This window comes from Pseudomonas canadensis, from assembly GCF_000503215.1.
Taxonomy (GTDB): Bacteria; Pseudomonadota; Gammaproteobacteria; order Pseudomonadales; family Pseudomonadaceae; genus Aquipseudomonas; species Aquipseudomonas canadensis.
This window is the reverse complement of record NZ_AYTD01000011.1, coordinates 413,216-434,108: the sequence shown is the minus strand read 5'-3', so window position 1 is coordinate 434,108 and position 20,893 is coordinate 413,216. Positions and strand designations below refer to the sequence as shown.

Genomic DNA, 20,893 nt, shown 5'->3' with positions numbered 1-20,893 from the left:
CTGCCAGCCGATAGTCTATTCGGACATTCCGGGAGAACCTTGATGATCCGACGCGCGTGTTTGGCCACTTTGCTGACCCTGTCTGTGTCGACCGCCTTTGGCGCCTCGACCTACGATCATTTGTATGCCTTTGGCGACAGCTATTCCGACAATGGCGCGGGCGAAGCACTTACCTCCCGACTTGCCGCGCAGCAGGTCAAGGACGCCCAGGCACTGCCTGGCCCGCTGTACTGGAAGGGACGCTGGAGCAACGGCCCAACCGCCGTCGAAGGCCTGGCCCAGGCGTTGAAGACACCGCTGACCGACTACGCCGTGGGCGGCGCCAAAAGCGGCCACGGCAACTACTACACGTGGCTGATGCCGACCCAGGACACAGGCGTGCTCGGCCAAGTCGCCGAGCACTTGCAGGCCGCCAAGTCCCACAAGGCCGACCCCAAGGCGCTGTATTTCATCTTCATCTCGGCCAACGATTTTTTCGAATGGGCCGACTTCTCCCATCCTGAAACCATCGAGGCCTTGAGCGAGTCGAGCCTGGCCAACATCCGCAACGCCACCGAGCAACTGGTGGCCGCGGGGGCCAGGCATGTAATGGTGGTGGGCACGACGGACCTCAGTCACGTGCCCGCCGTGGTGCAGGGCAACCAGGTCGACAACGCGAAGCACTACCAGCAATTGCTCGCACAGAAGCTCCCGGCCATATTGGCGCAGATTGGCGTGGCGAAGGTCACCTACTTCGATCACCTGGCGTTCAGCGACGCGCTACGCGCCAATCCGCAAGCCAATCGATTCACGGACCTGGACACACCGTGCCAGGCCACCTACCCGGACGTGAAACCGGTGTGCGCCGATGCCGATGCGCATTACTATTGGGACGAATGGCACCCCACCCGCAAGGTCCACGCCCTGGCGGCAAAGGCCATGCTCAAGGCATTGCCTTAGCCGGCGGCCACCGCCGCTTCAATGGCAGCGATGTCGATCTTCTTCATGGTCATCATTGCGTCAAAGGCGCGCTTGGCGACGGCCGGGTCCGGGTGGGTGACGGCGTCCGTCAGCACGCGCGGTGAGATCTGCCACGACAAACCCCACTTGTCCTTGCACCAGCCACAGGCGCTTTCCTGGCCGCCGTTACCGCCGATGGCGTTCCAGTAACGATCCGTCTCGGCCTGGTCATCAGTGGCCACCTGAAATGAAAACGCCTCGGTATGGGGAAAGATCGGCCCGCCGTTGAGGCCGATGCAGGGGATGCCCAAGACGGTGAAGTCCACGGTTAACACGTCGCCCTGTTTGCCGGACGGATAATCGCCGGGTGCCAGGTGCACGGCGTTGACTTTGCTGTCCGGGAAGGTCATGGCGTAGAAGGTGGCAGCCTCCAGGGCGGTGCCGTTGTACCAGAGGCAGAGGGTGTTTTTGCTTTTCATGGTCGGTCTCCACAGGAAAATGGCTGTGTGGAGTCTAGACGGCGAGTTCGTCTCGGGTCATGTCGCGTACTCATGGGTCAAAAGCGCTCGTCCAATATCGCCGGCAAAGTGATGTCCTTGACGAAGCTGGCCGAGGACAGGCTCAACGTCATGCGTACCACCTGCACCACATCGTGCACAGGAATCGAGTGGCCTTCATCCCGCTGCGCGGCTTGCTCGCGCGGCGTGCCCAGGGGATCCTCAGTGTTCAAGTACCCCAGATTCAGACAGGTGATAGCCAGGCGCTGCTGGCGATAGCCTTCACGCAACGCATCGGCAATCCCGCGCAAGGCAAACTTGGAGGCCCCGAAGGCGACCTCCGGACGGCCACTTTGCGGCAGGCCGGAAGTGGAGCCGGTCAGGATGATCCTCGGGTTTTGGCTTTTAAGCAGCATCGGCAACAGGCGCTTGATCAGCAGCAGGGTAGAGGTGATGTTGCAGGTGACGATGGCCTCGATCTGCTCATCATCGTCGGCCAGGAAGTTGTAGGCCGGGTCGAAAGCAAACTCTTCCCAGATGCCTAGGTTGTAGATCAGCGTGTCCAAGCCGTTATCGGCAATCGCCTCGGCGATGACGTGCGCAGCCTGGGTGGGTTTAGCGAGATTGGCCTCGATCCACTGCACCTCGACGCCGTTCTTGTGAGCCAACTGCTCGGGGCGGCTGCGGGACACGCCGATCAGCGTATCCCCAGGCTCACCGAGCCCTTCGATCAGGGCTTTGCCCAATCCTTTGCTTGCGCCTACCACCAGGGTTTTCATTGCATGTCTCCTTGACTGTAAAACGTGATTTAAGCCCTGCGCGCCATCAACAACACCGTCGCCGCCGCCGACAGCAAGCCTGCGCAGCACCGATTGAAAATCCGCTTGCCCCGCGGCTCGGCAAACCAGCGGCGCATGTGCAAGCCCATATAGGCGTAGGCGCTGATGGCGATCCACTCCAGCACCAGGAACATTGCGCCGAGCAGCGCGAATTGCGGGGTGATGGGCTCGCCGGGCACTACAAATTGCGGGAGGAAGGCAGTGAAGATCAGGATTGCCTTCGGATTGCCCGCCGCCACCAAAAACTCCTGCCGCGCCAACGCCCACAATCCCACCTTGGCCGTCGCGGACTGCGCCTCTGCCTCCGGATTGGCCCGCCACAACTGAAACGCCAGATAAAACAGATATGCCGCGCCCAGGATCTTGATCCCGTAGAACAACAGCTCCGACGTTTGCAACACCACCGCCAACCCGGCGGACGCGAGGGCGATCATGCCGGCGAAGGCCAGCAAACGGCCGATGCCCGCCAAGCATGATGTGCGGTAGCCGTAGCGTGTGGAGTTGCTCACGGACAGCAGGTTGTTCGGGCCCGGCGCCATGTTGAGGGCGAAGCAGGCGGGGAGGAAAAGGGCGAGGGTGGCGAGGTCCATGGCGGCTCCGGGTTCGCGGGGGCGGGGAGGTGTGAGGATAAGGGGAGTGGAAGTCGTTGGACAGCCTCAGCCGTTCTTGTTTTGAGCTATCGTGGCATTTGCGACATCAGCGGCCATCTGTTCAGCACTGCGCATCCCGTCAATCCGTAAGAGCGGTACCGTCTGCTGTGATAGCCATGCCTCATGCCACGCCCGGTTACGCCCTGAGAAATTCGGATCATCGTACTGCGAAGCCCATTCCCGAAAAGCCACGTGTATCGCGTACATATCACCACCGGGTGCGATCCGCTCGCCAAAACGCGCCTTCTCGCGGGCAGCCAGGCGTTCGAGGCGAACGGGCGTGGGGGTGGCGACGAACACGATCAAGTCAGCATCGGCAATCAACGCATCGCCCCACACCATGCAAGAACCACTCAGCACCCAGCCGTCGTCACCGAGTGCTTGTTGCATCAGGGAAACGCGGTCGCTGGGAGGTCGCTTGGTTGTGAAAGGAGGGTTGGTGGGCATCCAGTAAAAGTCATCGACGTCGACGTGTCGTATACCGAGCCGCGTGGCGAGGTTGTGACCCAGCGTGGTGACGCCCGCGCACGATGCTCCTGTGATGTAGATCCGCATTTTTCCTCCATGAATACAAGCCGGGTCCCAGGTCAGGGATATGTCCGATAAGCAGGACGACTCTGTCGTCCTGCCCAGGCATTTCAGGGCAAAGGTTTCGGGTTGACGGTGTACCAACCCGACGGGGTTTTGGCACATATCTGCGGCCTGAGCGGTGTTTCAACGGTGTTGTTGCCTTGAGCGGAAAGTTGGCGAACGGCAATCACGCAACCTGCCTTGAACGTGCTGATTTTGACCATCTGAAGTTCCATTTCATAGTCTTTGCCGGGCTCGGGAATGAGTGTGACAGGCGCGGGAAAGCAGGACATTTGCGAACCGCCCATGGCGAACCCTGCAATAAAGGGTTTACCCGCCGGAATGACGTGCTCGTCAAACACTTTGGGTGACTGGTTGATGGCTTTGCTTGCCTTGCTCGCAGGCATGCCAATCACGCTGTTCTGACTGTCAGTGGCCCTGAAAGGGTAGAGGCCCGCAGAGTCGACATGGGCTGTTTGCCAGCCGGCTTCTTCGGGCGTTTTGGTCAGCAGGGACCCGTTGTAAAACGCCTCGCAAGTCTGGCCGCTGAGGAAGCCCGCGTTGGTGGTGTCCCCCGTGATGAAACGGACGCGGGCTGAGTTGGCCGGGTCGTATTGGCTGATCTGGGTTTCGTTGCGAACGTCGGTTTTGGTGGTGGCGCAGCCGATAAGCGTCAAGCTGAACGCCAGGGGAAAGAGAAAACGCATGGTTAACCTTCATATTCTGTAAGAGTGGGGCTTGAGAGGCAGCGATTGATGCCTTCGCCTAGGCGTCGGGTTGAGGCCTATTGATCAGCGTTCCAAACCGCCAGTTCATAGCCATCCGGATCGGTGAAGTGAAACCTGCGTCCACCAGGGAACGAAAATGTCTCGCGGGTGATGACAGCCCCCAGGGCTTTGAGTCGCTGCTGCGTGGCATCGAGATCATCGGCGTACAAAATAACTAACGGGCCACCCGGCCGAACCGGCTCCCCCGTGGTGAACCCGCCTGTCAGACGCCCATCGCTGAACTCCGTGTAGAGGGGGCCGTAATCGACGAACGTCCAGCCGAACGCGCCGCCGTAGAAGGCTTTGCTGCGGGCAATATCGCTGACGTTGAATTCGATGTTGTCGATTTGCCGATCTTTACCTTGAGCGCTCATGCGTGCCTTCCTGGCCGATGTTAAGAGCGGCGAGTGTAGCGTGAACGTCCGCCTGCATGAAGACGGGAATCGTGCCTATGATGCACCCGACTACAGAATTAATCGGAGCGGACAGCGTGCTGAAGATTGGAATCCTGGGCGTCGGTGAGCTGACGGAAAAGGTGGTGATCGGCCTGCGGCGCAGTGGGTTTGGCGGGCGGGTGTTGCTTTCTGCGCGTAACCACGAACGTGCGCAGCAGCTCGCTGAACAGTGGGACTGTGAGGTGATGGCTGACAATCAACAGGTTGTCGATGGGGCGGACTTGTTAGTCTTGGGCGTGCGCCCGGAGGTGGTCGATCAGCTTTCGAATGAAGTGCAGCTTAGACCTGAGCAAACGCTGGTGTCGTTGGTAGCAGGATTGAAGCTGGCCGAGCTTCAACGCCGGTTCCCGCAGGCGCGTGTCGTGCGCGCCATGCTGTCCTATGCCGCCCAGATCAACCAGACGACTGTGGTGATCACGCCCGGTGGCGAACCCTATGCAACACTGCTGGGCGCGCTCGGTTCATTGGTGGTGCTGGACGAGGAAGAGGCGTTCGAACTGGCCACTGTCGCGGCCTGCATGAACGGTTGGTTCTATTTCTTCCTGAGTGATCTTCAGCAGTGGTTTACCGACAAAGGCCTGTCCAAGGATCAGGCTGCCCAACTGGTGATGGGCAACCTGCAAGACTGCTTGGCCAGCGCCCGTCACCAGCCATCCGCGAGTCTGGAAGGGTTGGGTAGCGCGATTGCGACACCGGGCACCTTTACCGCGGCTGGGTTGGAGGTGTTGAGAAACAAAGGCGCGACACAGGCATGGCGCGAGGCGGCTGACGAGGTGCTTGAGCGGCTGCACAAGCCTGCACGTTTATAGCCGGTGATGTTCCAGCAAGAAATCCACAAACACGCGGATCCGCGCGGGCATGCTCGCACCGCCGACAAACACCACGTGGATCGGCTCCCGGTCGCCGGGGTTCCAGGATTCCAGCAGGGGCACCAGGTGACCGCGTTGCAGGTCTTCTGCAACCGTGAACTCGCCGATGCGTGCGATACCGGCGCCTAACCGCGCCAGTTGAGCGAGTGCTTCGCCACTGCTGCATTCGATATTGCCGTTTATCTTCAGGGAAAACTCCCGGCCGTCACGGGCGAAGGGCCAGTCGGATTGCGCACGGCGGAAGTTGAAGCGCAGGCAGTTGTGGCGCAGCAAGTCGTTGGGTTCCAGAGGTGTGCCGTGTTGCGCGAGGTACTCCGGCGACGCCACCAGGACCTGGCCGGTGTCGCCGATGCGCCGTGCTGTCAGCGGGCTGTCTGGCAGGTCGCCAAAGCGGATCGCGACGTCAGCCTGGCCGCCGAGGATGTCGACCACTTCGTCGCCCAAGGTCAGGTCCACCACAATGTTCGGGTAGCGGGCGCTGAACGCCGCCACCAACGGCACGATGGCCATGCGGCCGTGGCCCAGGGCCGCACTGACCCGCAGCCGGCCTTTGGGCGCGCCTTGGTCGGCGATGGCTTCTTCGACTTCCGCCATGTCGGCCAGGATGCGCCGGGCGCCGCGAAGGTACGCCTCGCCTTCGGCTGTGAAGGCGAGGGCGCGGGTCGTACGAATCAACAGGCGGGTGCCCAGGCGTTGTTCTGTGCGTGCGATGACGCGGCTGACGGCCGAGGGCGTCAATCGTAATGCCCGCGCTGCTGCCGACAGGCTGCCTTCCTGCGCCACCATTGCAAATACCGCCATCTCACCCGACCTGCCGTTGAAATCCATTTTTGCCTCGTGCGCAAAGGTGATTGCCAATTAAACGGTCTAGTGCCGTCAAAGCGTTGATCGTAGCATTTGCGGCATAAATGAGGAGTCTTCCATGCGTATCAATCCACCCCTTGTAGCCCTTGCTGTCGGTGCCTTCGGCATTGGCGTCACTGAGTTCGCGCCCATGGGCATGTTGCCCACAATCGCCAATGACCTTGGCGTTTCGATTCCCACTGCGGGGCTGTTGGTCAGCGCCTACGCCCTGGGGGTATTGCTCGGCGCGCCACTGATGATCTTGACCACTGGCAAGATCCCCCGTCGTCACTTGCTGGTCGGGCTTATGGCCATTTTCACCCTGGGTAACGTGATGTCGGCGCTTGCAACCGGCTATTACGACCTGTTGATTGCCCGCGTCATCACTTCGCTCAACCACGGTGCGTTTTTTGGCGTCGGTTCCATCGTCGCGGCTAGTGTGGTCGCGCCGGACAAGCGCGCCGGAGCTGTCGCCGCGATGTTTATGGGCCTGACCCTGGCGACCATTGGTGGCGTGCCACTGGCGACCTGGTTTGGTGAACTGCTTGGCTGGCGTACGGCGTTCTGGGGCATTGGCGGACTGGGCCTGGTAACCATGGTCGCGCTGTGGTTCGCGCTGCCTAACCTGCCGCTGCCGAAAAGCGACGGTGTGCTGGCCGAAATCAAGGTGCTGGGGCGCGGTTCGGTACTGGCGGCACTGGCCCTGACCGTGGTGGGCTCCAGTGCTATGTTCACCGTGTTTACCTATATCGCGCCGATCCTGAGCAACCAGACCCATGCGTCTACCCCCTTTATCACGGCCATGCTGGTGCTGTTCGGCGTCGGGTTGACCCTGGGCAATATATGGGGGGGCAAGGCAGCAGATCGCTCGATCGACCGGACCCTGATCGTCTCGCTGAGCGCACTGATTCTGGTCCTGCTGGCCTTTGCATTCCTGATGCGTTGGCCGATACCGGCAGCGGTGAGCATCCTCATCTGGGGTATCGCCAGCTTCGCCGTCGTGCCGCCGTTGCAGATGCGTGTGATGGAAGCGGCCAAAGATGCGCCGAACCTGGCCTCGGCCGTGAACATCGGCGCCTTCAACTTCGGCAACGCGATTGGCGCAGCAGTGGGTGGCGCAGTGATCAACGCAGGGCTGGGCTACCCGGCGATTTCCCTGGCCGGCGCCGCGATGGCGGGCTTGGGGTTGCTGATGGTCGTGACGTTCGCCTGGGGTTCTCGAGCGCGCATGGCTGCGGCGGTTTAGCAGGTGCGCACCAAAGGGTTCACTGCGGCGCCTTCAGAAAACGCTGTTCATGGTCTGGATGCGGCAACAGGCAGGTGTCGTACTGCCCAAAAATCCGATAGCGATTGCGTGCGACGCGGTCGTAAGCCCAGTCCCGAAGCGCGCGTGGGATGATGCGCAACAGCAGCAATGGACGCCACACGGCAGGCAGTTGCGCAACGATCTCGAACACGGCGTCCGAACGCACCCAGTAATGGTGGTTACGAATGACCGCCAGGGTGTCGAACTGATCCAGGGGCAGCCCCGCCCAGGCCAGCAACGCCTGGCCTTCGGGGGACTGCACCGCCGCCAAGCGCACGCGCCGTTGGCGGTCGTGACGGATCAGGAACCTCGCCCAACCGTTGCACAGCTTGCACACGCCGTCGAACAGCACCACGGTTTCGCCAGGCTTGAGCAACGGCGCGAGGGACGGGCGGGTTTGGGAGGCGGGCATAAGCGTGGGTCCAGTCGTGCCGTGTGAGCCTGGATCATACCCGTGTTCGCGAAAGCAAGGGCGCCGCGTCTTTTTCCTCCGAACCCACGTCATGCAAGGAAATCCTCGACGTCTCCGGCAACGCCAACCCACCCGCCAACGCCAGCAACGCCACGGCAATCAGGTAAAACGCCGGTGACAGATTGCTGCCGGTGGTGCTGATCAACCAGGTCGCCATCAACGGCGCGGTGCCGCCGAAGATCGTATAGGCCAGGTTGTAGGTGATCGCCGAGGCGGTGTAGCGCGTGCGGGTCGGAAACGTTTCCGACAGCAAGGCTGCCGTGACCACCCCACACAGCACGGCCCCCACCGCCAGCAGCATCACGCCGACAATGGACGCCGCGAACGAACCGGAGCTGGCCATCAGGAATGACGGATACACCACGACCATCAACAGCACGCAGGCGGTCATCACGGTGACACGACGCCCGACCCGATCCGAATACAGCCCCGCCAGCGGGCAAATCGCCGCCGCGAAGATCAACGCAATCAGCGACACCAGCAACGCCATCGCCCGACTCAAGCCGCCCGCCACTTGCAGATAGGTCGCGAAATACGTGGTGAACATATAAAACGACAGCGCCGTCAGTGACACAAAAGCGCCCAGGCAGCAGATCGCCGCACCATGGTTGCGCAGGGTTTCCTTGAGCGGGGAGTGGGCCACCGTGTGTTCTTCCTTCACGGCCTGGAAGGCGGGCGTCTCGTCCAGCTTCCAGCGCAGGTAAAGCCCCACCAGGCCGAGCGGCGCGGCGATCAGGAACGGCAAGCGCCAGCCCCAGCTGCCCATCGCCTCGGCGGATAACGACGCTTCCAGTGCATACGCCACCACCGCGGCGGCAGCGAAGGCGGAAAACGTCGACACCGGCACGAAGCTGCCGTACCAGGCGCGCTTGTCACTGGGCGCGTGCTCCATCAGATAGGCACAGGCCCCGGCATATTCGCCCCCGGCGGAGAACCCTTGGGCGCAGCGAATCAGCGACAACAGGATCGGCGCCGCTACGCCGATGGCTGCGTAGGTCGGCAGCAGGCCGATCAGGGTGGTGGCGCCGGCCATCAAAAGGATCGTCATGGCCAGCGTGCGTTTGCGGCCGATACGGTCGCCGAGCATGCCGAAGAAAATCCCGCCCAGTGGCCGGAAGGCAAACGCCACGGCAAACACGGCGAAGGTCTTGAGCAATGCCACGCTGGCGTCGCCGCTGGGGAAGAATTGCTGGGCGATGGTGGTGGCAAGGAAACCATAGACGGCGAAGTCGAACCACTCGACAAAGTTACCGATGCCGGCGGCGATAATGACCTTTCGCAAGGTCTGGGGGCTGACCTGTTCGGTGGATGGGCTCGTCATGGGGTGAGGCCTCGGGATAGGTGCGGGGATGGCTGATTATCGGGGCTGGCGGTTGGGCGGCGGGGCCCAAAAGAGTCGTCCGCGTAGTCAGTAGCGACTTGGTCGAGTTGGGGGAGGCAGGAATTGGGCCAGGTGAGGCAAGGAGCGGGTGCGCAACTTTGGTTAAGACTTTAACAATGGTTTACATCGCTGAACCTTTGATGCCGTTATGGTTTGTGGCTACTGGCAAACATGATGATTACCCCATGCAGTCGAGCGACAAACTTTTGAATCCGGAGCTGATCAATATCCGGCGGCTGTTCACAACGCCCTTGGCCAGCATCCAATACCCGAACGCCGACACGCTCAACGCCGAGCTCAAGGCGCTCGTCACCCACCGCATGGCCCAGGATCAGTGCGGCGCCCAGCGCAGCAACGATGGCGGCTGGCAATCCGCGAACGATTTTCAAGCGTGGGGTGGGGACGCCTGCGGCGCGTTGGTGGCATTCGCCACGCAGTTCGCGACTGAACTGACCGCGGTTCATCACGAAGGCTTCGGATTAACCGTGCCCGGTTTCGAGTGGAAGCTCAACGCGTGGGCCAATGTGAACGAGGCGGGCCACAGCAATGCGCTGCATGGGCACCCTGGCGCATTTTGGTCGGGCGTTTACTGGGTCGATGCAGGAGGCCGTGAAGAGGACGCCACCGTCGGCGGCGACCTGGAATTCGTTGATCCGCGAGGCATGGTGGCCTCGACCTACAATCCCGCCTTGCGCATGCGGGTCGAGGATTGCCTGACCGCCGGGTTCAGCAGCACCTGCGTTGCCAGCAGCGGGACATTGATCATGTTTCCGTCCTGGTTGATGCACTCGGTACGACGCTTTGAGGGGACGCGGCCGCGGATCTCCATCGCGTTCAACTTTGGGGTATGAGAGGCGCGCGGACTGCTCCCATGACCTGCCGAATGACTTGCGCAAGTATCCTGATGCCTTCATCAATCTGCTGCACAGTAAGCCCGGCATAGCCCAGTATCAGGCTTGCCGGTCGTTCTCTTGCCGACGTGAACAACGGCGATAGCGGATACACACCTATCCCGCGCTCAAGCGCCATCGCCTGCAATGCGCTTTCATCCCGGGCATGCAGGGTTGGCAATAGCAATACACCGTGCAACCCGGCCGCCATGCCCTCCAGTTTTCCAAGCCCCGCCAAGTGGCGGTCGACGGCATCCAGCAGGGCTTTTCGTCGGCCTTCGTTGTCACGGCGCAAGCGGCGTAGATGGCGTTCGTAGGCGCCACTGTCGATCAACGAGGCAAGCACGTTTTGCTCCCAACGGGTTTCGTTGCGATCGGTCAACCGTTTGGCCTCGCGAAACACGCCCACCAGTTCGCGCGGCAGTACCAGGTAACCCAACCTCAGTTGCGGCGAAAGCGCCTTGGAGAAGGTGCCGACGTAGATCACGCGGGCCTCGGCATCCATCGATTGCAAGGCGTCGATGGGACGCTGGCCATAACGGAACTCGCCACCGTAATCGTCTTCGATGATCCAGGCGCGATGGCACTTTGCCCAGTTCAGCAGTTCGACGCGTCGCGCGATGGACAGCACGGCGCCCATGGGGAATTGGTGCGACGGAGTGACGTAGGCCAACCGTGCGCGCGGGTCATCCAGCAACAGGTGTGTCTGCAAACCGGATGCATCCACCGGGATGGGCAAGGCCGTTGCGCCGGTGGCCTCGAAGCAATAGCGGGCCATGCGGTAGCCGGGGTCTTCGAAAATGAAGGCGTCGTCAGGGTTGAGCAGCAAGCGGGCACACAGGTCTAGCCCTTGCTGGGAGCCGTGCACCACCATTAGCTGCTCGGTATCGCAGGTCAAGCCACGGGCGCGGCGCAGGTAGCCTTGCAGCGCCTGGCGCAAAGCGGCTTCGCCTTCGGGCTGGCCGTAAGGCCGCGTAGGTTGGCGTTTGATCAGTTCGGCTCGATAGGCGCGGTTCCAGCCCAGTGCCGGAAAGTCCCGCGAGGCGACCGCTCCGTATCGGAAGTCGATGCGCGCGGTGGGAGAAATCATGTGATAGGGCGTGAGAGCGGCAACCCGCTGCCCATAGCGCGACAATGGGGGTGGCGGGCTGTCGTGGGGCACGGTGCCAACGACAGGAAGCGCAACGGTAAGGGCTGCGACCCTGGCGGCCTTGCCCACGGCGGTCACCACAAACCCTTCGGCAGCCAATTGCTCGTAGGCGGCGGTGACCGTGGTGCGCGAGACCCCAAGCGTCTCCGCCATGGCACGGGTGGAGGGCAGCTTCGCGTCGGGCGCCAGGGTGCCGTCCTCTATCTGCGCTCGCAGCTTGGTGTAGAGGCGGCGTTCCGCGCCGCGCCTGGGGTTCGATAACTGGCCCATGGAAAAACCTCAAAACTGGTACTTTTTGCGGTGCCGGTGATGCGCGAGATTATGACGTCTCTTCTCTGCGAAATGAATGCACGCCATGGAACTTGAGCTGACAACCACGACGATCCTGGTGACCTTTGCCGGGGTCTTTTTGATCTGCTTTATGAAAGGCGCCTTTGGCGGCGGCTTTGCCATCGTCGGTATTCCGCTGCTGTCGCTGGTGATGGACCCGATCACTGCCGGCGGCTTGCTGGCGCCGTTGTTCATCGCCATGGACCTGTTCGGCCTGCGCTATTGGAAACCGTCGACCTGGTCAAAGCCCGACCTCACGTTACTGGTACCTGGGTTGGTGGTCGGAATCGGCGTTGGCTACCTGCTTTTTCGCGTATTGGATCACCGTGCGATTGCCATCGTGATGGCGGTGGTCACGCTGGTGTTCGTCGGCCTGTGGTTCAGGGCCGGGGGAAATGTCAGTGTGAAGCCGCGCTCAACACCGAAGGCCGTGGCCGCTGGGGTCACCTCGGGAATCACCACCATGGTTGCGCATTCCGGTGGGCCCCCGTTGGCGATGTACTTGCTGCCACTGGGCCTGAGCAAACAGGTTTACGCCGGGACCACCAGCCTGTTTTTCACCGTGGGCAATGTGCTCAAGGCGATTCCGTGGTTGATCCTCGCCAGGCCTACCGGCAACGTGTTGGGTCTGGCGCTTATCTGTTTGTTCGCCGTGCCCAGTGGCGTGTGGCTGGGCTGGCGGCTGCATGCGCGATTGGATCAGCGCCAGCTCTATCGCGCCTGCTATGGCTTGCTGAGTATCACGGCGCTGAAGCTGCTGTGGGACGGGATTGGGGGCTACTGGGCCTAGGGGTGGAACCTACGTCCCAACGCATCCAGCCGCACTGCAATCGGCGGTAATCGCTCGCTGCTGCGCGCCAGGGTTTCCACATCGTCGGCGGTGCTTTGCGCAATGCTCTGCACCGACTGCAACCGCCCGACAATCTCCAGGTTCGCCGTGGTCTGTTCGCGGGTGGTGGTCACGATCCGTCCATTCAGATCGTCGATGTGCGCAATGTCGCTTCCCACCGCGCGCAGCATGTCGACGGCTACCTGACTGTCTTCAACGCAACGCTCCACGCCTTGGCGGCTGTCGTGCATGGCTTCCACGGCCTGGCGGCTGCCGTGTTGCAGGCCTTCGATGATGGTCTTGATTTCCTGGGTGGACACCGCCGTGCGCTGCGCTAGGCTGCGCACTTCGTCGGCGACCACGGCAAAGCCGCGGCCTTGCTCGCCGGCGCGGGCGGCCTCGATGGCCGCGTTGAGGGCGAGCAGGTTGGTCTGGTTGGCGATGCTGTTGATCACTTCGAGCACGGTGCCGATCTGCTCGGCTTGCACGGCCAGGCCCTGCACCGTTTCGTGGGTGCCGTTGAGGCGTGTGGCCAGTTGGGTGATTTCCTGCTGGGCACGGCTGACGCTTTCCTGGCCGCGCTGGATCTGTTGACTGGCCTTGCCGGCGTGGTCCACCGCTTGCTCGACATGCACGGCGATATGGCCCATGGCGTCTTCCATGCGCTGCATCGAGCCGGTCATCTGGGTGATCTGCGCCAATTGATGCCGAGCGCCTTTTTCCAGGGTACCGCTGGCGCTGGCCAGTTCCTGGCCGAGTTGGCCGAGGCCGTGGGAGTCGCGGGCGACGCCGTCGATCAGGTGCGTGATCTGTTGCAGGAAGTGGTCGAAGCGCGTGGCCAACGACACATGCACCTTGCCTTCGCCATGGGTGGTTTGCGCGCTGAATTGGGACGTGACTGCGAGCATCTTCTCCAGCATTTCCTGGCTCTCGACCGCTTCGGCTTGGCTGTGCACGGCGAGGTAGAGCAGGGCGACGGTTTCCATCACCACGTAGAAGGCGTGGACGAACACCATGGTCCAGCCGCCGTGATGCTCCATCACAAACACCGGGAACCCTTGGTGTTGCAGGGCATGGAAGACCACGTGATGCACGGCGATGGTGGCGGCGGCGACCAGGATCGGCAGCCAGTCACGATAAAACGTCAGCACCGCCAAAAGCGCGAAGATCCCGAAGTGCGATTCGATCACGCCCTGGGCCTGGTTGATGTGCAGTGCCGCCATGATCATCAGGCCCGCGCCGAGGGCACAACGCATCACGCGGGTGCTGCCTATCGCACGGTACAGCGCCGTGAGCACCACGCTGGTGCCGCCGCCGATGATGGCGGCTTGCATCAAGGTGTCATGCCAGAACGCCAAGCCTAGGGAGAACAGGAACATCAACCAGATCAACGCCAGCATGATGCGGTCGGCTTTACGGTAGTGCTCGAAAAAACGCGCGCGGGTGGGCATTCACACTTACTCCCTGTGGTCTGGCCGAATCAAAGTGAGGGGCAGGGTGGAGCGAATCAGGTGTTTTTAGTTTTTATTGGATTCAGTGATGCCAACGGTTATCGGCATCCGGCGGCGGGACTTGAGGAACGGCTACCCGGGCGGGTAGCCGTTGATCGGATCACGATCAGAAGCTGTATTTGGCCGTGACGCCAAAGCTGCGCGGGTTACCGTAAGTGTCGGTCGAACCCCAGATCGGGCTGGTGGCGATGGCCGAGTAATAGGTGCGGTCGAAAATGTTGTTCACGTTCAACTGCAGGTCCAGGTGTTTGTTCACCTGGTAACCGGCCATCACGTCGGCAACGGCATAACTGCCTTGTTCCAGGCGATAGGTATTGCTGTTGGCGAGCACCACATCGTTGTACATGCGGCTCTGCCAGTAAACATTGCCACCGATGCGCAGTTTTTCCAGTGGGCCCTGGAAGCGGTAGGAGGTGGTGAGTTTGAACAAACGTTCCGGGGTGTCGGTGTCGAAACGCTGGTTGTTGTTGGCCGCATTGGTGTCCTTGATGTAATGCGCACGGGTGTAGGTGAAACCGCCGCCGACCTGCCAGTTTTCGGTGAGTGCACCTTGCAGCTCAAGGTCTATGCCTTGGCTACGTACCAGGCCGGAGGCTTCGTAGCACGCCATGATCGGGCAACCGGCTTGGCTCTCGGGCAGGGTCGCACGGTTTTTCTGGTCGATCTGGAACACCGCCAGGCTGGCGTTGAGCGCGCCGTTGAAGTATTCGCCCTTGATACCGACTTCATAGTTTTCGCCGACGATGGGCTTCAGTGGCTTGTCCGAGAAGTCGCGGCTTGTCTGCGGTGTGAAGATGTCGGTGTAGCTCGCGTACACGGAGTACTGGTCGTTCAGGTCATAGATCACGCCGGCGTAGCGCGTGAGGTTACGGGTGACTTTGTAGTCGCCGTCGCCTTGGCGGTCATCGTAGTCATACCAGTCCACGCGCGCGCCGAGGATCACCTTGAGCGGGTCTGCGAGGTTCAGGCGGGTGGTCAGGTAAACGCCGTCCTGGGTGGTGATGCTGTGGCCTTTGCCGTCACGTACGAAGTCCGGTTTTGCCCCATTGAGCGGGTAATTGGTGTCGTAGGGGCTGTATTCCTTGGACGTGGCGTCGTAGATGCGCTTGCTGGTACCGACCACCACTTCATGGGTGCGCCCGAACGCTTCGACCGGGCCGCTGAGGAACGTGTCCAGGCCGTACTGCTTGTCGTCCTGGTGCGATTGATAGGCGGTGCGCGCCAGTGTGGTCTGGTAGCGCGACTGGTAGGTGCCGGTGAACACACCGTCCAACTGAGAGGAGGAACCTGCGATGTGGAGCTTCCAGTCGTTGGCGAAGCGATGTTCGATATCACCGAAGACAGTGTCGATGGTCAGCTTCTTGTTTTCCCAGTCGGAGCCGGGGTTGGTGGAGCGGGGCAGGTTCAGGTGATGGCCGTCGGTGCCGATGGGCAGGCCGCCCCAGAAGAAGTTGGTCTGGTCTTCCTGGCGCGAGAAACCCAGGGTGGCGGTGGTGTTTTCGCTGAGGTCAGCTTCACCGATGGCGTAGAACAGGCCGTGGTCGCTTTCTTCGCCTTTGCGGAAACTGTTGGCGTCGCGGTAGGAGCCTACGACGCGGCCACGCAGGGTGCCGCTGTCATTCAAGGCGCTGGAAGCGTCGAATTCGCCGCGATAATCGTCCCAACTGCCGGCGGCACCGGTGATCGATACCTGCGGCGTGGCGGTCGGGCGCTTGCGCACAAAGTTGATCGCCGCCGAAGGGTTGCCGGCGCCGGTGACCAGGCCGGTGGCGCCACGGATCACTTCTACACGGTCGAACATCGCCAGGTTGGGCTGCACGCTGTTGGCGTAGCCGGAATAGGAGCTGGGGATGCCGTCAAACATCATGTTGTCGATGTCGAAGCCACGTGATCTGTACGTCTGCCGGCCAGGACCGCTGGACTGGCTGAGGAACAGGCCGGGCGTGTTCTTGACCACGTCGTTGACGCTGGTCATGGCCTGGTCGTCCATGCGTTGGCGGGTGATGACCGTGACGGCCTGGGGTGTTTCACGCATGGTCAGCGGGAGTTTGGTGGCGGTCGCCATCTCGCCGGTGGTGTAGGACTGGGTGCCTTCGGTGGTCTGACCCAGCTGTTCAGTGCTGATCTGGGTGGCACCCAATTCGAGCGGGGCGGTTTTTTCCGCCTCAGCGGCGAAGGCCGCCGTTGAACTTGCAAGACAGACGGCCAACGCCATCAGACTGGGTGAAAAACCTTTGCCGCCGTGTTGTTGCACAGACATGGAACTGACTCTCCCCGAATGCCTTCCATGGCGAATAATAAAGATGTTGATAATTATTCGCATCAGTGTGGCAGATTGAGTTCGAAGGAAAAAGCCTTCGGAGAGAATTAGTTAACGTTTTTTTCACAATTGACTGGCAGCGATTTGCTAAATCGGCCCCAGCAAACGCGATCTCATGGATGACTATTCATGCCTTGGAATGGCCACCCGACTCGTCGCCTTGACTTCCCTCAGCGCCAGACTCGATTGAATCGACGCAATCCCCAACTGGCGCCGCAACACGCTCTCGACAAACTCGCTGTAGCTGTCCAGATCTTCCGCGAGGACCTGCAACAGGTAATCCGCATCACCGGTGATCTTGTGGCACGACAGCACCTGCGGCAGCTCCTTCACCACCGCTTCGAACGCATCCGGTGCATGATCGGTGTGGATCGCGAAACGCACATGCACGAACGCCATGATGTTCAGCCCGAGCAGCTTGCGATCGAGATTGGCCTGGTAGTCTTTGATTACACCTTCCTCTTCCAGGCGTTTACGCCGACGCCAGCAGGGCGTGAGGCTCAGGGATAGACGCTCGCTCAACTGCGCGTTGGAAATACTCGCATCTTCCTGCAGTAGCGCGAGGATGGCGAGATCGGTGTCGTCAAGAACGACCTGCTTGGTTTTATTTTTCATAACTGGGCGCTGTAGGGGTAAATATTTCCGATAAAACTAACAGTGCCGCAAATAAAAGCAAAGAAAGCCCGAGGCTGCCAGAACAAAATAGACCCTGTCTTTTACTGGCGGATGCCCACTCATGTTGACTGTTTTTAGCGAAGCCCACCGTTTGCACCACGGCACTGAACTGAAGGACGGCGTGCTCAAACCGTCGTTCGAACAACCCAGCCGCGCCGACACCGTGCGCGATCGCGTCAGGCAGGTGGGCCTGGGCGATATCATCACGCCGCGCCGCTTTGACCGGGCCTGTTACGTCAACGCGCACAGCGAACGCTACGTGGCATTCCTCGAGTCGGCCTGGGCCGAATGGACCGCCATTGGCCGTAGCCATGATGCATTGCCCCTGGTGTGGCCGGTGCGTGACCTGGCCAACCATCAAGTCCCGGACTTCATCGACGGCAAGCTCGGTTTCTTCGCCATGGACGCCGGCTCGCCGATTACCCGCACCACCTGGGATGCGGTCAGAACCAGCGCCGATATCGCCTTGACCGGCCTGGCGCTGATCGACGAAGGCCATCACAGTGCATTCGCCCTGTGCCGCCCACCAGGTCACCACGCAGCCCGCGAATACATGGGCGGTTATTGCTACCTCAACAACGCAGCGATTGCCGCGCAGCAGGCTATTACTCAAGGCGCCAAGCGCGTGGCGGTGCTGGATGTGGATTTCCACCACGGTAACGGCACGCAAAATATTTTCTACGACCGCCCTGACGTGTTGTTCATTTCCCTGCATGGCGATCCGGCAGTCTCTTACCCGTACTTTTCCGGCGCAGCCAGTGAGCGCGGCGCGGGCGCAGGGGAGGGCTTCAACCTGAATTATCCGTTGCCGAAAAACACCACGTGGGCGCACTACCAGACCGCTTTGATCAATGCGTGCCAGCAACTGCGCGACTTCGCGCCCGAGGTGCTGGTGATCTCCCTCGGCGTTGACACCTTCAAGGACGATCCCATCAGCCACTTCCTGCTCGACAGCCAGGACTTCCTCGGCATGGGCGAAATCATCGCCAGCGTCGGCGTGCCCACCCTGTTCGTGATGGAAGGCGGCTACATGGTCGATGAAATCGGCATCAACGCCGTCAACGTGCTGCACGGTTTTGAAAGCAGCACCCGATAACAACAACCCGTCGTCTTTTCTTCTGCCAAAACTCAAAAACATAACAAGAGGTTTTGTGATGAAAACAACCACGTCCGGGCTTTGTGAAAAGCCAGCGTTGCAACGCACCCTGAGCAACCGCCATATCCAATTGATGGCCATGGGTGGTGCAATCGGCACCGGCCTGTTCATGGGCTCCGGCAAGATCATTGCGCTGTCCGGCACCTCGATCATCCTGATCTATATGATCATCGGGCTCTTCGTGTATTTCGTGATGCGCGCCATGGGCGAGCTGCTGCTGTCGAACCTGAACTTCAAGAGCTTCGCTGACTTTGCCGGCGCCTATCTGGGGCCGCGTGCAGCGTTCTTTCTCGGCTGGTCGTATTGGTTGAGCTGGAGCGTGGCGGTAGTGGGGGATGCGGTGGTGGTCGGTGGCTTCTTCCAGTACTGGTTTCCCCATGTGCCGGCCTGGATGCCGGCGGTGGGCATGTTGCTTACGCTGTTTGCGTTGAATGTGCTGACGGTGAAGTTGTTTGGCGAAGTGGAATTCTGGTTCGCGATCATCAAGATCATCGCCGTAGTGACCTTGATTGGGGTGAGCGTGGTGTTGATCGCCAGCTCGTTTGTCTCGCCGACGGGCGTCACCGCTTCGCTGATGCACTTGCTGGATAAACAGGCCGCGTTTCCCAATGGTTTGTTCGGCTTTTTTGCCGGGTTCCAGATGGCAATTTTCTCCTTTGCCGGCACCGAACTGATCGGCACTGCCGCCGCCGAAACCCGTGCGCCGGAAAAAACCTTGCCCAAGGCGATTAATTCGATCCCGTTGCGCATCATCCTGTTCTACGTGCTGGCTCTGGCGTGCATCATTGCGGTGACCTCATGGCAGCAAGTCTCGCCGAGCAAAAGCCCGTTTGTTGAGTTGTTCCTGGTGGCGGGTTTTCCGGCAGCGGCGGGCATCGTCAATTTCGTGGTGCTGACCTCCGCGGCGTCGTCGGCCAATAGCGGCGTGTTTTCCGCCAGCCGTATGTTGTTCGGCCTGGCTGACCTGGGGGATGCGCCGGGGATCTTCCGGCGTTTGTCGAAGAGCAGCGTGCCGTTTATCAGCCTGGCGTTTACGACACTGCTGATGTTGCTGGGGCTGGTGTTGCTGTTTGTGGTGCCAGAGGTGATGACCGCCTTCACCATCGTGTCGACAGTGTCGGCAATCCTGGTGATTTTTACCTGGTCGACGATCCTGGCGTCCTACATCGCCTACCGCAAGAAGCGTCCGGACCTGCACGCCAAATCCCTCTACAAAATGCCTGGCGGCGTACCGATGGCCTGGTTTTCCCTGGGGTTTCTCGCGTTTGTGCTGGGCCTGTTGGCGTTGCGGCCGGATACACGCTTGGCGCTGTGCGTGATGCCGGCCTGGTTTATCTGGCTGGGAGTTGCTTATCAGTTTTCACGCTTTAAGGGAGGCCATTGGATGAAGGCGCCGCATTCGGTCACAAGTGATCCGCATCAATGACCGCCTTGGCAAACGCTTCGGGCGCTTCCTGAGGCAGGTTGTGGCCCACGCCGCCGTTGATCAGGCGGAACTCATACTTGCCGGTAAAACGTTTGGCGTAGTCCTCGGGCTGCGGATGCGGTGCACCGTTGGCATCGCCTTCGAGGGTGATGGTCGGCACGCCAATCGAAGGCGCCTGGGCGAGTTTCTGCTCCAGGGGATCGTACTTCGTCTCACCTTGGACCAGGCCCAGGCGCCAGCGGTAGTTGAACACGCTGATCGCGACGTGATCCGGGTTCTCCAGGCCCTTGGCGCTGCGGTCAAAGGTGGCGTCATCGAACTTCCATTGCGGCGAAGCCAGTTGCCAGATCAGCTTGGCGAAATCGTGGGTGTTTTTCTGGTAGCCGGCTGCACCGCGCTCGGTGGCGAAGTAGAACTGATACCACCATTGCAGTTCAGCTTTAGGCGGCAAAGGGTTCTTTCCCGCCGCCTGGTTGCCGATCAGGTAACCACTGACCGACACCAGCGCCTTGACCCGTTCCGGCCACAGCGCCGAAACGATGTCGGCCGAGCGTGCGCCCCAGTCGTAGCCACCGAGTACGGCTTGCTTGATCTTCAGCGCGTCCATGAAGTCGATCACGTCACTGGCCAGGGCAGCCGGTTGGCCGTTGCGCAGGGTGTTGTCCGAGAGGAAACGCGTACCGCCATAACCCCGGGCATAGGGGATCAGCACGCGATAACCCTTGGCCGCCAGCAGCGGTGCGACCTGGGCGTAGCTGTCGATATCGTAGGGCCAGCCATGCAGCAGGATCACCGCCGGGCCGGTGGCCGGGCCAACTTCAGCGTAGGCCACGTCCAGCAGGCCGGCCTTGACGTGCTTGAGGGCACCAAAGGCGGTTTGTGGGCTGGCGACGGCGCGGGTAGGCGCCTCGGGCATTTCGGCTCGGGCCATGCCCAGAATGCCGAATTGCGACAAGACCACGGCCAGGAAAAGGGAGTGGCGGTTGAAACGGCGAGTCAACTGAGTGTGCATGGCGAG

The 20,893-nt window shown here is 61.1% G+C and carries 21 protein-coding genes; 7 read left to right on the top strand and 14 right to left on the bottom strand.

What is annotated here, in order from left to right:
- Nucleotides 1-42: 42 nt before the first annotated feature.
- Nucleotides 43-939 carry an SGNH/GDSL hydrolase family protein gene (locus U367_RS0107105; protein ID WP_028616320.1) on the top strand — a complete coding sequence of 299 codons (897 nt, stop codon included), beginning with the start codon at nucleotides 43-45 and terminating at the stop codon, nucleotides 937-939.
- Here U367_RS0107105 and U367_RS0107100 read toward each other — a convergent pair.
- The 6 genes from U367_RS0107100 to U367_RS0107075 form a co-directional block, all read right to left on the bottom strand.
- Nucleotides 936-1,418 carry a VOC family protein gene (locus U367_RS0107100; protein WP_028616319.1) on the bottom strand — a complete coding sequence of 161 codons (483 nt, stop codon included), beginning with the start codon at nucleotides 1,416-1,418 and terminating at the stop codon, nucleotides 936-938. The genes U367_RS0107105 and U367_RS0107100 overlap by 4 nt on opposite strands.
- Nucleotides 1,419-1,495: 77 nt before the next feature.
- Entirely contained in the window at nucleotides 1,496-2,215 is a 720-nt protein-coding gene (locus U367_RS0107095; protein ID WP_028616318.1) for an SDR family NAD(P)-dependent oxidoreductase, read from the bottom strand.
- Nucleotides 2,216-2,244: 29 nt separating this feature from the next.
- Nucleotides 2,245-2,865, bottom strand: coding sequence for a LysE family translocator (locus tag U367_RS0107090; protein ID WP_028616317.1), 621 nt, complete (start codon nucleotides 2,863-2,865; stop codon nucleotides 2,245-2,247).
- A gap of 66 nt (nucleotides 2,866-2,931) precedes the next feature.
- On the bottom strand, nucleotides 2,932-3,480 hold the full coding sequence (locus U367_RS0107085; RefSeq protein ID WP_028616316.1) for an ATP-binding protein: 549 nt from the start codon (nucleotides 3,478-3,480) through the stop codon (nucleotides 2,932-2,934).
- A gap of 83 nt (nucleotides 3,481-3,563) precedes the next feature.
- Nucleotides 3,564-4,202, bottom strand: coding sequence for a hypothetical protein (locus U367_RS0107080; protein ID WP_028616315.1), 639 nt, complete (start codon nucleotides 4,200-4,202; stop codon nucleotides 3,564-3,566).
- A 77-nt stretch (nucleotides 4,203-4,279) separates the two neighbouring features.
- Nucleotides 4,280-4,636 (bottom strand): VOC family protein, encoded by a 357-nt coding sequence (locus tag U367_RS0107075; RefSeq protein WP_028616314.1) that lies wholly within the window; start codon nucleotides 4,634-4,636, stop codon nucleotides 4,280-4,282.
- Between the two features lie 116 nt (nucleotides 4,637-4,752).
- Here U367_RS0107075 and U367_RS0107070 point away from each other — a divergent pair, with 116 nt between their 5' ends.
- Complete coding sequence (locus U367_RS0107070) at nucleotides 4,753-5,526, top strand: NAD(P)-binding domain-containing protein (protein ID WP_028616313.1); 774 nt, start codon at nucleotides 4,753-4,755, stop codon at nucleotides 5,524-5,526.
- Here the strand turns inward: U367_RS0107070 and U367_RS0107065 are convergent.
- Nucleotides 5,521-6,414 carry a LysR family transcriptional regulator gene (locus U367_RS0107065; protein WP_028616312.1) on the bottom strand — a complete coding sequence of 298 codons (894 nt, stop codon included), beginning with the start codon at nucleotides 6,412-6,414 and terminating at the stop codon, nucleotides 5,521-5,523. The two genes, U367_RS0107070 and U367_RS0107065, sit on opposite strands and share 6 nt — an antisense overlap.
- A 94-nt stretch (nucleotides 6,415-6,508) precedes the next feature.
- Between U367_RS0107065 and U367_RS0107060 the strand changes: the two genes are divergently transcribed.
- Nucleotides 6,509-7,675: an MFS transporter gene (locus U367_RS0107060; protein WP_028616311.1), complete on the top strand. Its 1,167-nt coding sequence runs from the start codon at nucleotides 6,509-6,511 to the stop codon at nucleotides 7,673-7,675.
- 19 nt (nucleotides 7,676-7,694) lie between these two features.
- Here U367_RS0107060 and U367_RS0107055 read toward each other — a convergent pair whose 3' ends face one another.
- Both U367_RS0107055 and U367_RS0107050 read right to left on the bottom strand, forming a co-directional pair.
- The gene (locus U367_RS0107055) at nucleotides 7,695-8,147 is read right to left on the bottom strand and encodes a thiol-disulfide oxidoreductase DCC family protein (protein WP_028616310.1); all 453 of its coding nucleotides are present in this window, start codon (nucleotides 8,145-8,147) and stop codon (nucleotides 7,695-7,697) included.
- A gap of 34 nt (nucleotides 8,148-8,181) precedes the next feature.
- Nucleotides 8,182-9,528, bottom strand: a complete 1,347-nt coding sequence (locus tag U367_RS0107050) for an MFS transporter (RefSeq protein WP_028616309.1) — start codon at nucleotides 9,526-9,528, stop codon at nucleotides 8,182-8,184.
- A 245-nt stretch (nucleotides 9,529-9,773) separates the two neighbouring features.
- Between U367_RS0107050 and U367_RS0107045 the strand changes: the two genes are divergently transcribed.
- Nucleotides 9,774-10,439 (top strand): TIGR02466 family protein, encoded by a 666-nt coding sequence (locus tag U367_RS0107045; protein ID WP_028616308.1) that lies wholly within the window; start codon nucleotides 9,774-9,776, stop codon nucleotides 10,437-10,439.
- Here the strand turns inward: U367_RS0107045 and pdxR are convergent.
- Complete coding sequence (pdxR, locus tag U367_RS0107040) at nucleotides 10,423-11,898, bottom strand: MocR-like pyridoxine biosynthesis transcription factor PdxR (RefSeq protein WP_028616307.1); 1,476 nt, start codon at nucleotides 11,896-11,898, stop codon at nucleotides 10,423-10,425. The two genes, U367_RS0107045 and pdxR, sit on opposite strands and share 17 nt — an antisense overlap.
- Nucleotides 11,899-11,983: 85 nt before the next feature.
- Between pdxR and U367_RS0107035 the strand changes: the two genes are divergently transcribed.
- Nucleotides 11,984-12,748 carry a sulfite exporter TauE/SafE family protein gene (locus U367_RS0107035; protein ID WP_028616306.1) on the top strand — a complete coding sequence of 255 codons (765 nt, stop codon included), beginning with the start codon at nucleotides 11,984-11,986 and terminating at the stop codon, nucleotides 12,746-12,748.
- Here U367_RS0107035 and U367_RS1000000132565 read toward each other — a convergent pair.
- The 3 genes from U367_RS1000000132565 to U367_RS0107020 form a co-directional block, all read right to left on the bottom strand.
- Entirely contained in the window at nucleotides 12,745-14,238 is a 1,494-nt protein-coding gene (locus U367_RS1000000132565; protein WP_028616305.1) for a methyl-accepting chemotaxis protein, read from the bottom strand. The two genes, U367_RS0107035 and U367_RS1000000132565, sit on opposite strands and share 4 nt — an antisense overlap.
- Before the next feature lie 166 nt (nucleotides 14,239-14,404).
- A complete protein-coding gene (locus U367_RS0107025) occupies nucleotides 14,405-16,558 on the bottom strand; it encodes a TonB-dependent siderophore receptor (RefSeq protein WP_028616304.1) in 2,154 nt (717 codons plus the stop codon).
- 183 nt (nucleotides 16,559-16,741) lie between these two features.
- Nucleotides 16,742-17,233, bottom strand: coding sequence for an Lrp/AsnC family transcriptional regulator (locus tag U367_RS0107020; RefSeq protein WP_028616303.1), 492 nt, complete (start codon nucleotides 17,231-17,233; stop codon nucleotides 16,742-16,744).
- Between the two features lie 121 nt (nucleotides 17,234-17,354).
- Between U367_RS0107020 and U367_RS0107015 the strand changes: the two genes are divergently transcribed.
- Together U367_RS0107015 and U367_RS0107010 are read left to right on the top strand one after the other, a co-directional pair.
- Entirely contained in the window at nucleotides 17,355-18,389 is a 1,035-nt protein-coding gene (locus U367_RS0107015; RefSeq protein ID WP_028616302.1) for a histone deacetylase family protein, read from the top strand.
- A gap of 58 nt (nucleotides 18,390-18,447) precedes the next feature.
- Nucleotides 18,448-19,875 (top strand): amino acid permease, encoded by a 1,428-nt coding sequence (locus U367_RS0107010; protein ID WP_028616301.1) that lies wholly within the window; start codon nucleotides 18,448-18,450, stop codon nucleotides 19,873-19,875.
- Here the strand turns inward: U367_RS0107010 and U367_RS0107005 are convergent.
- The gene (locus U367_RS0107005; RefSeq protein ID WP_028616300.1) at nucleotides 19,853-20,887 is read right to left on the bottom strand and encodes an alpha/beta fold hydrolase; all 1,035 of its coding nucleotides are present in this window, start codon (nucleotides 20,885-20,887) and stop codon (nucleotides 19,853-19,855) included. The two genes, U367_RS0107010 and U367_RS0107005, sit on opposite strands and share 23 nt — an antisense overlap.
- Between the last annotated feature and the right edge of the window lie 6 nt (nucleotides 20,888-20,893).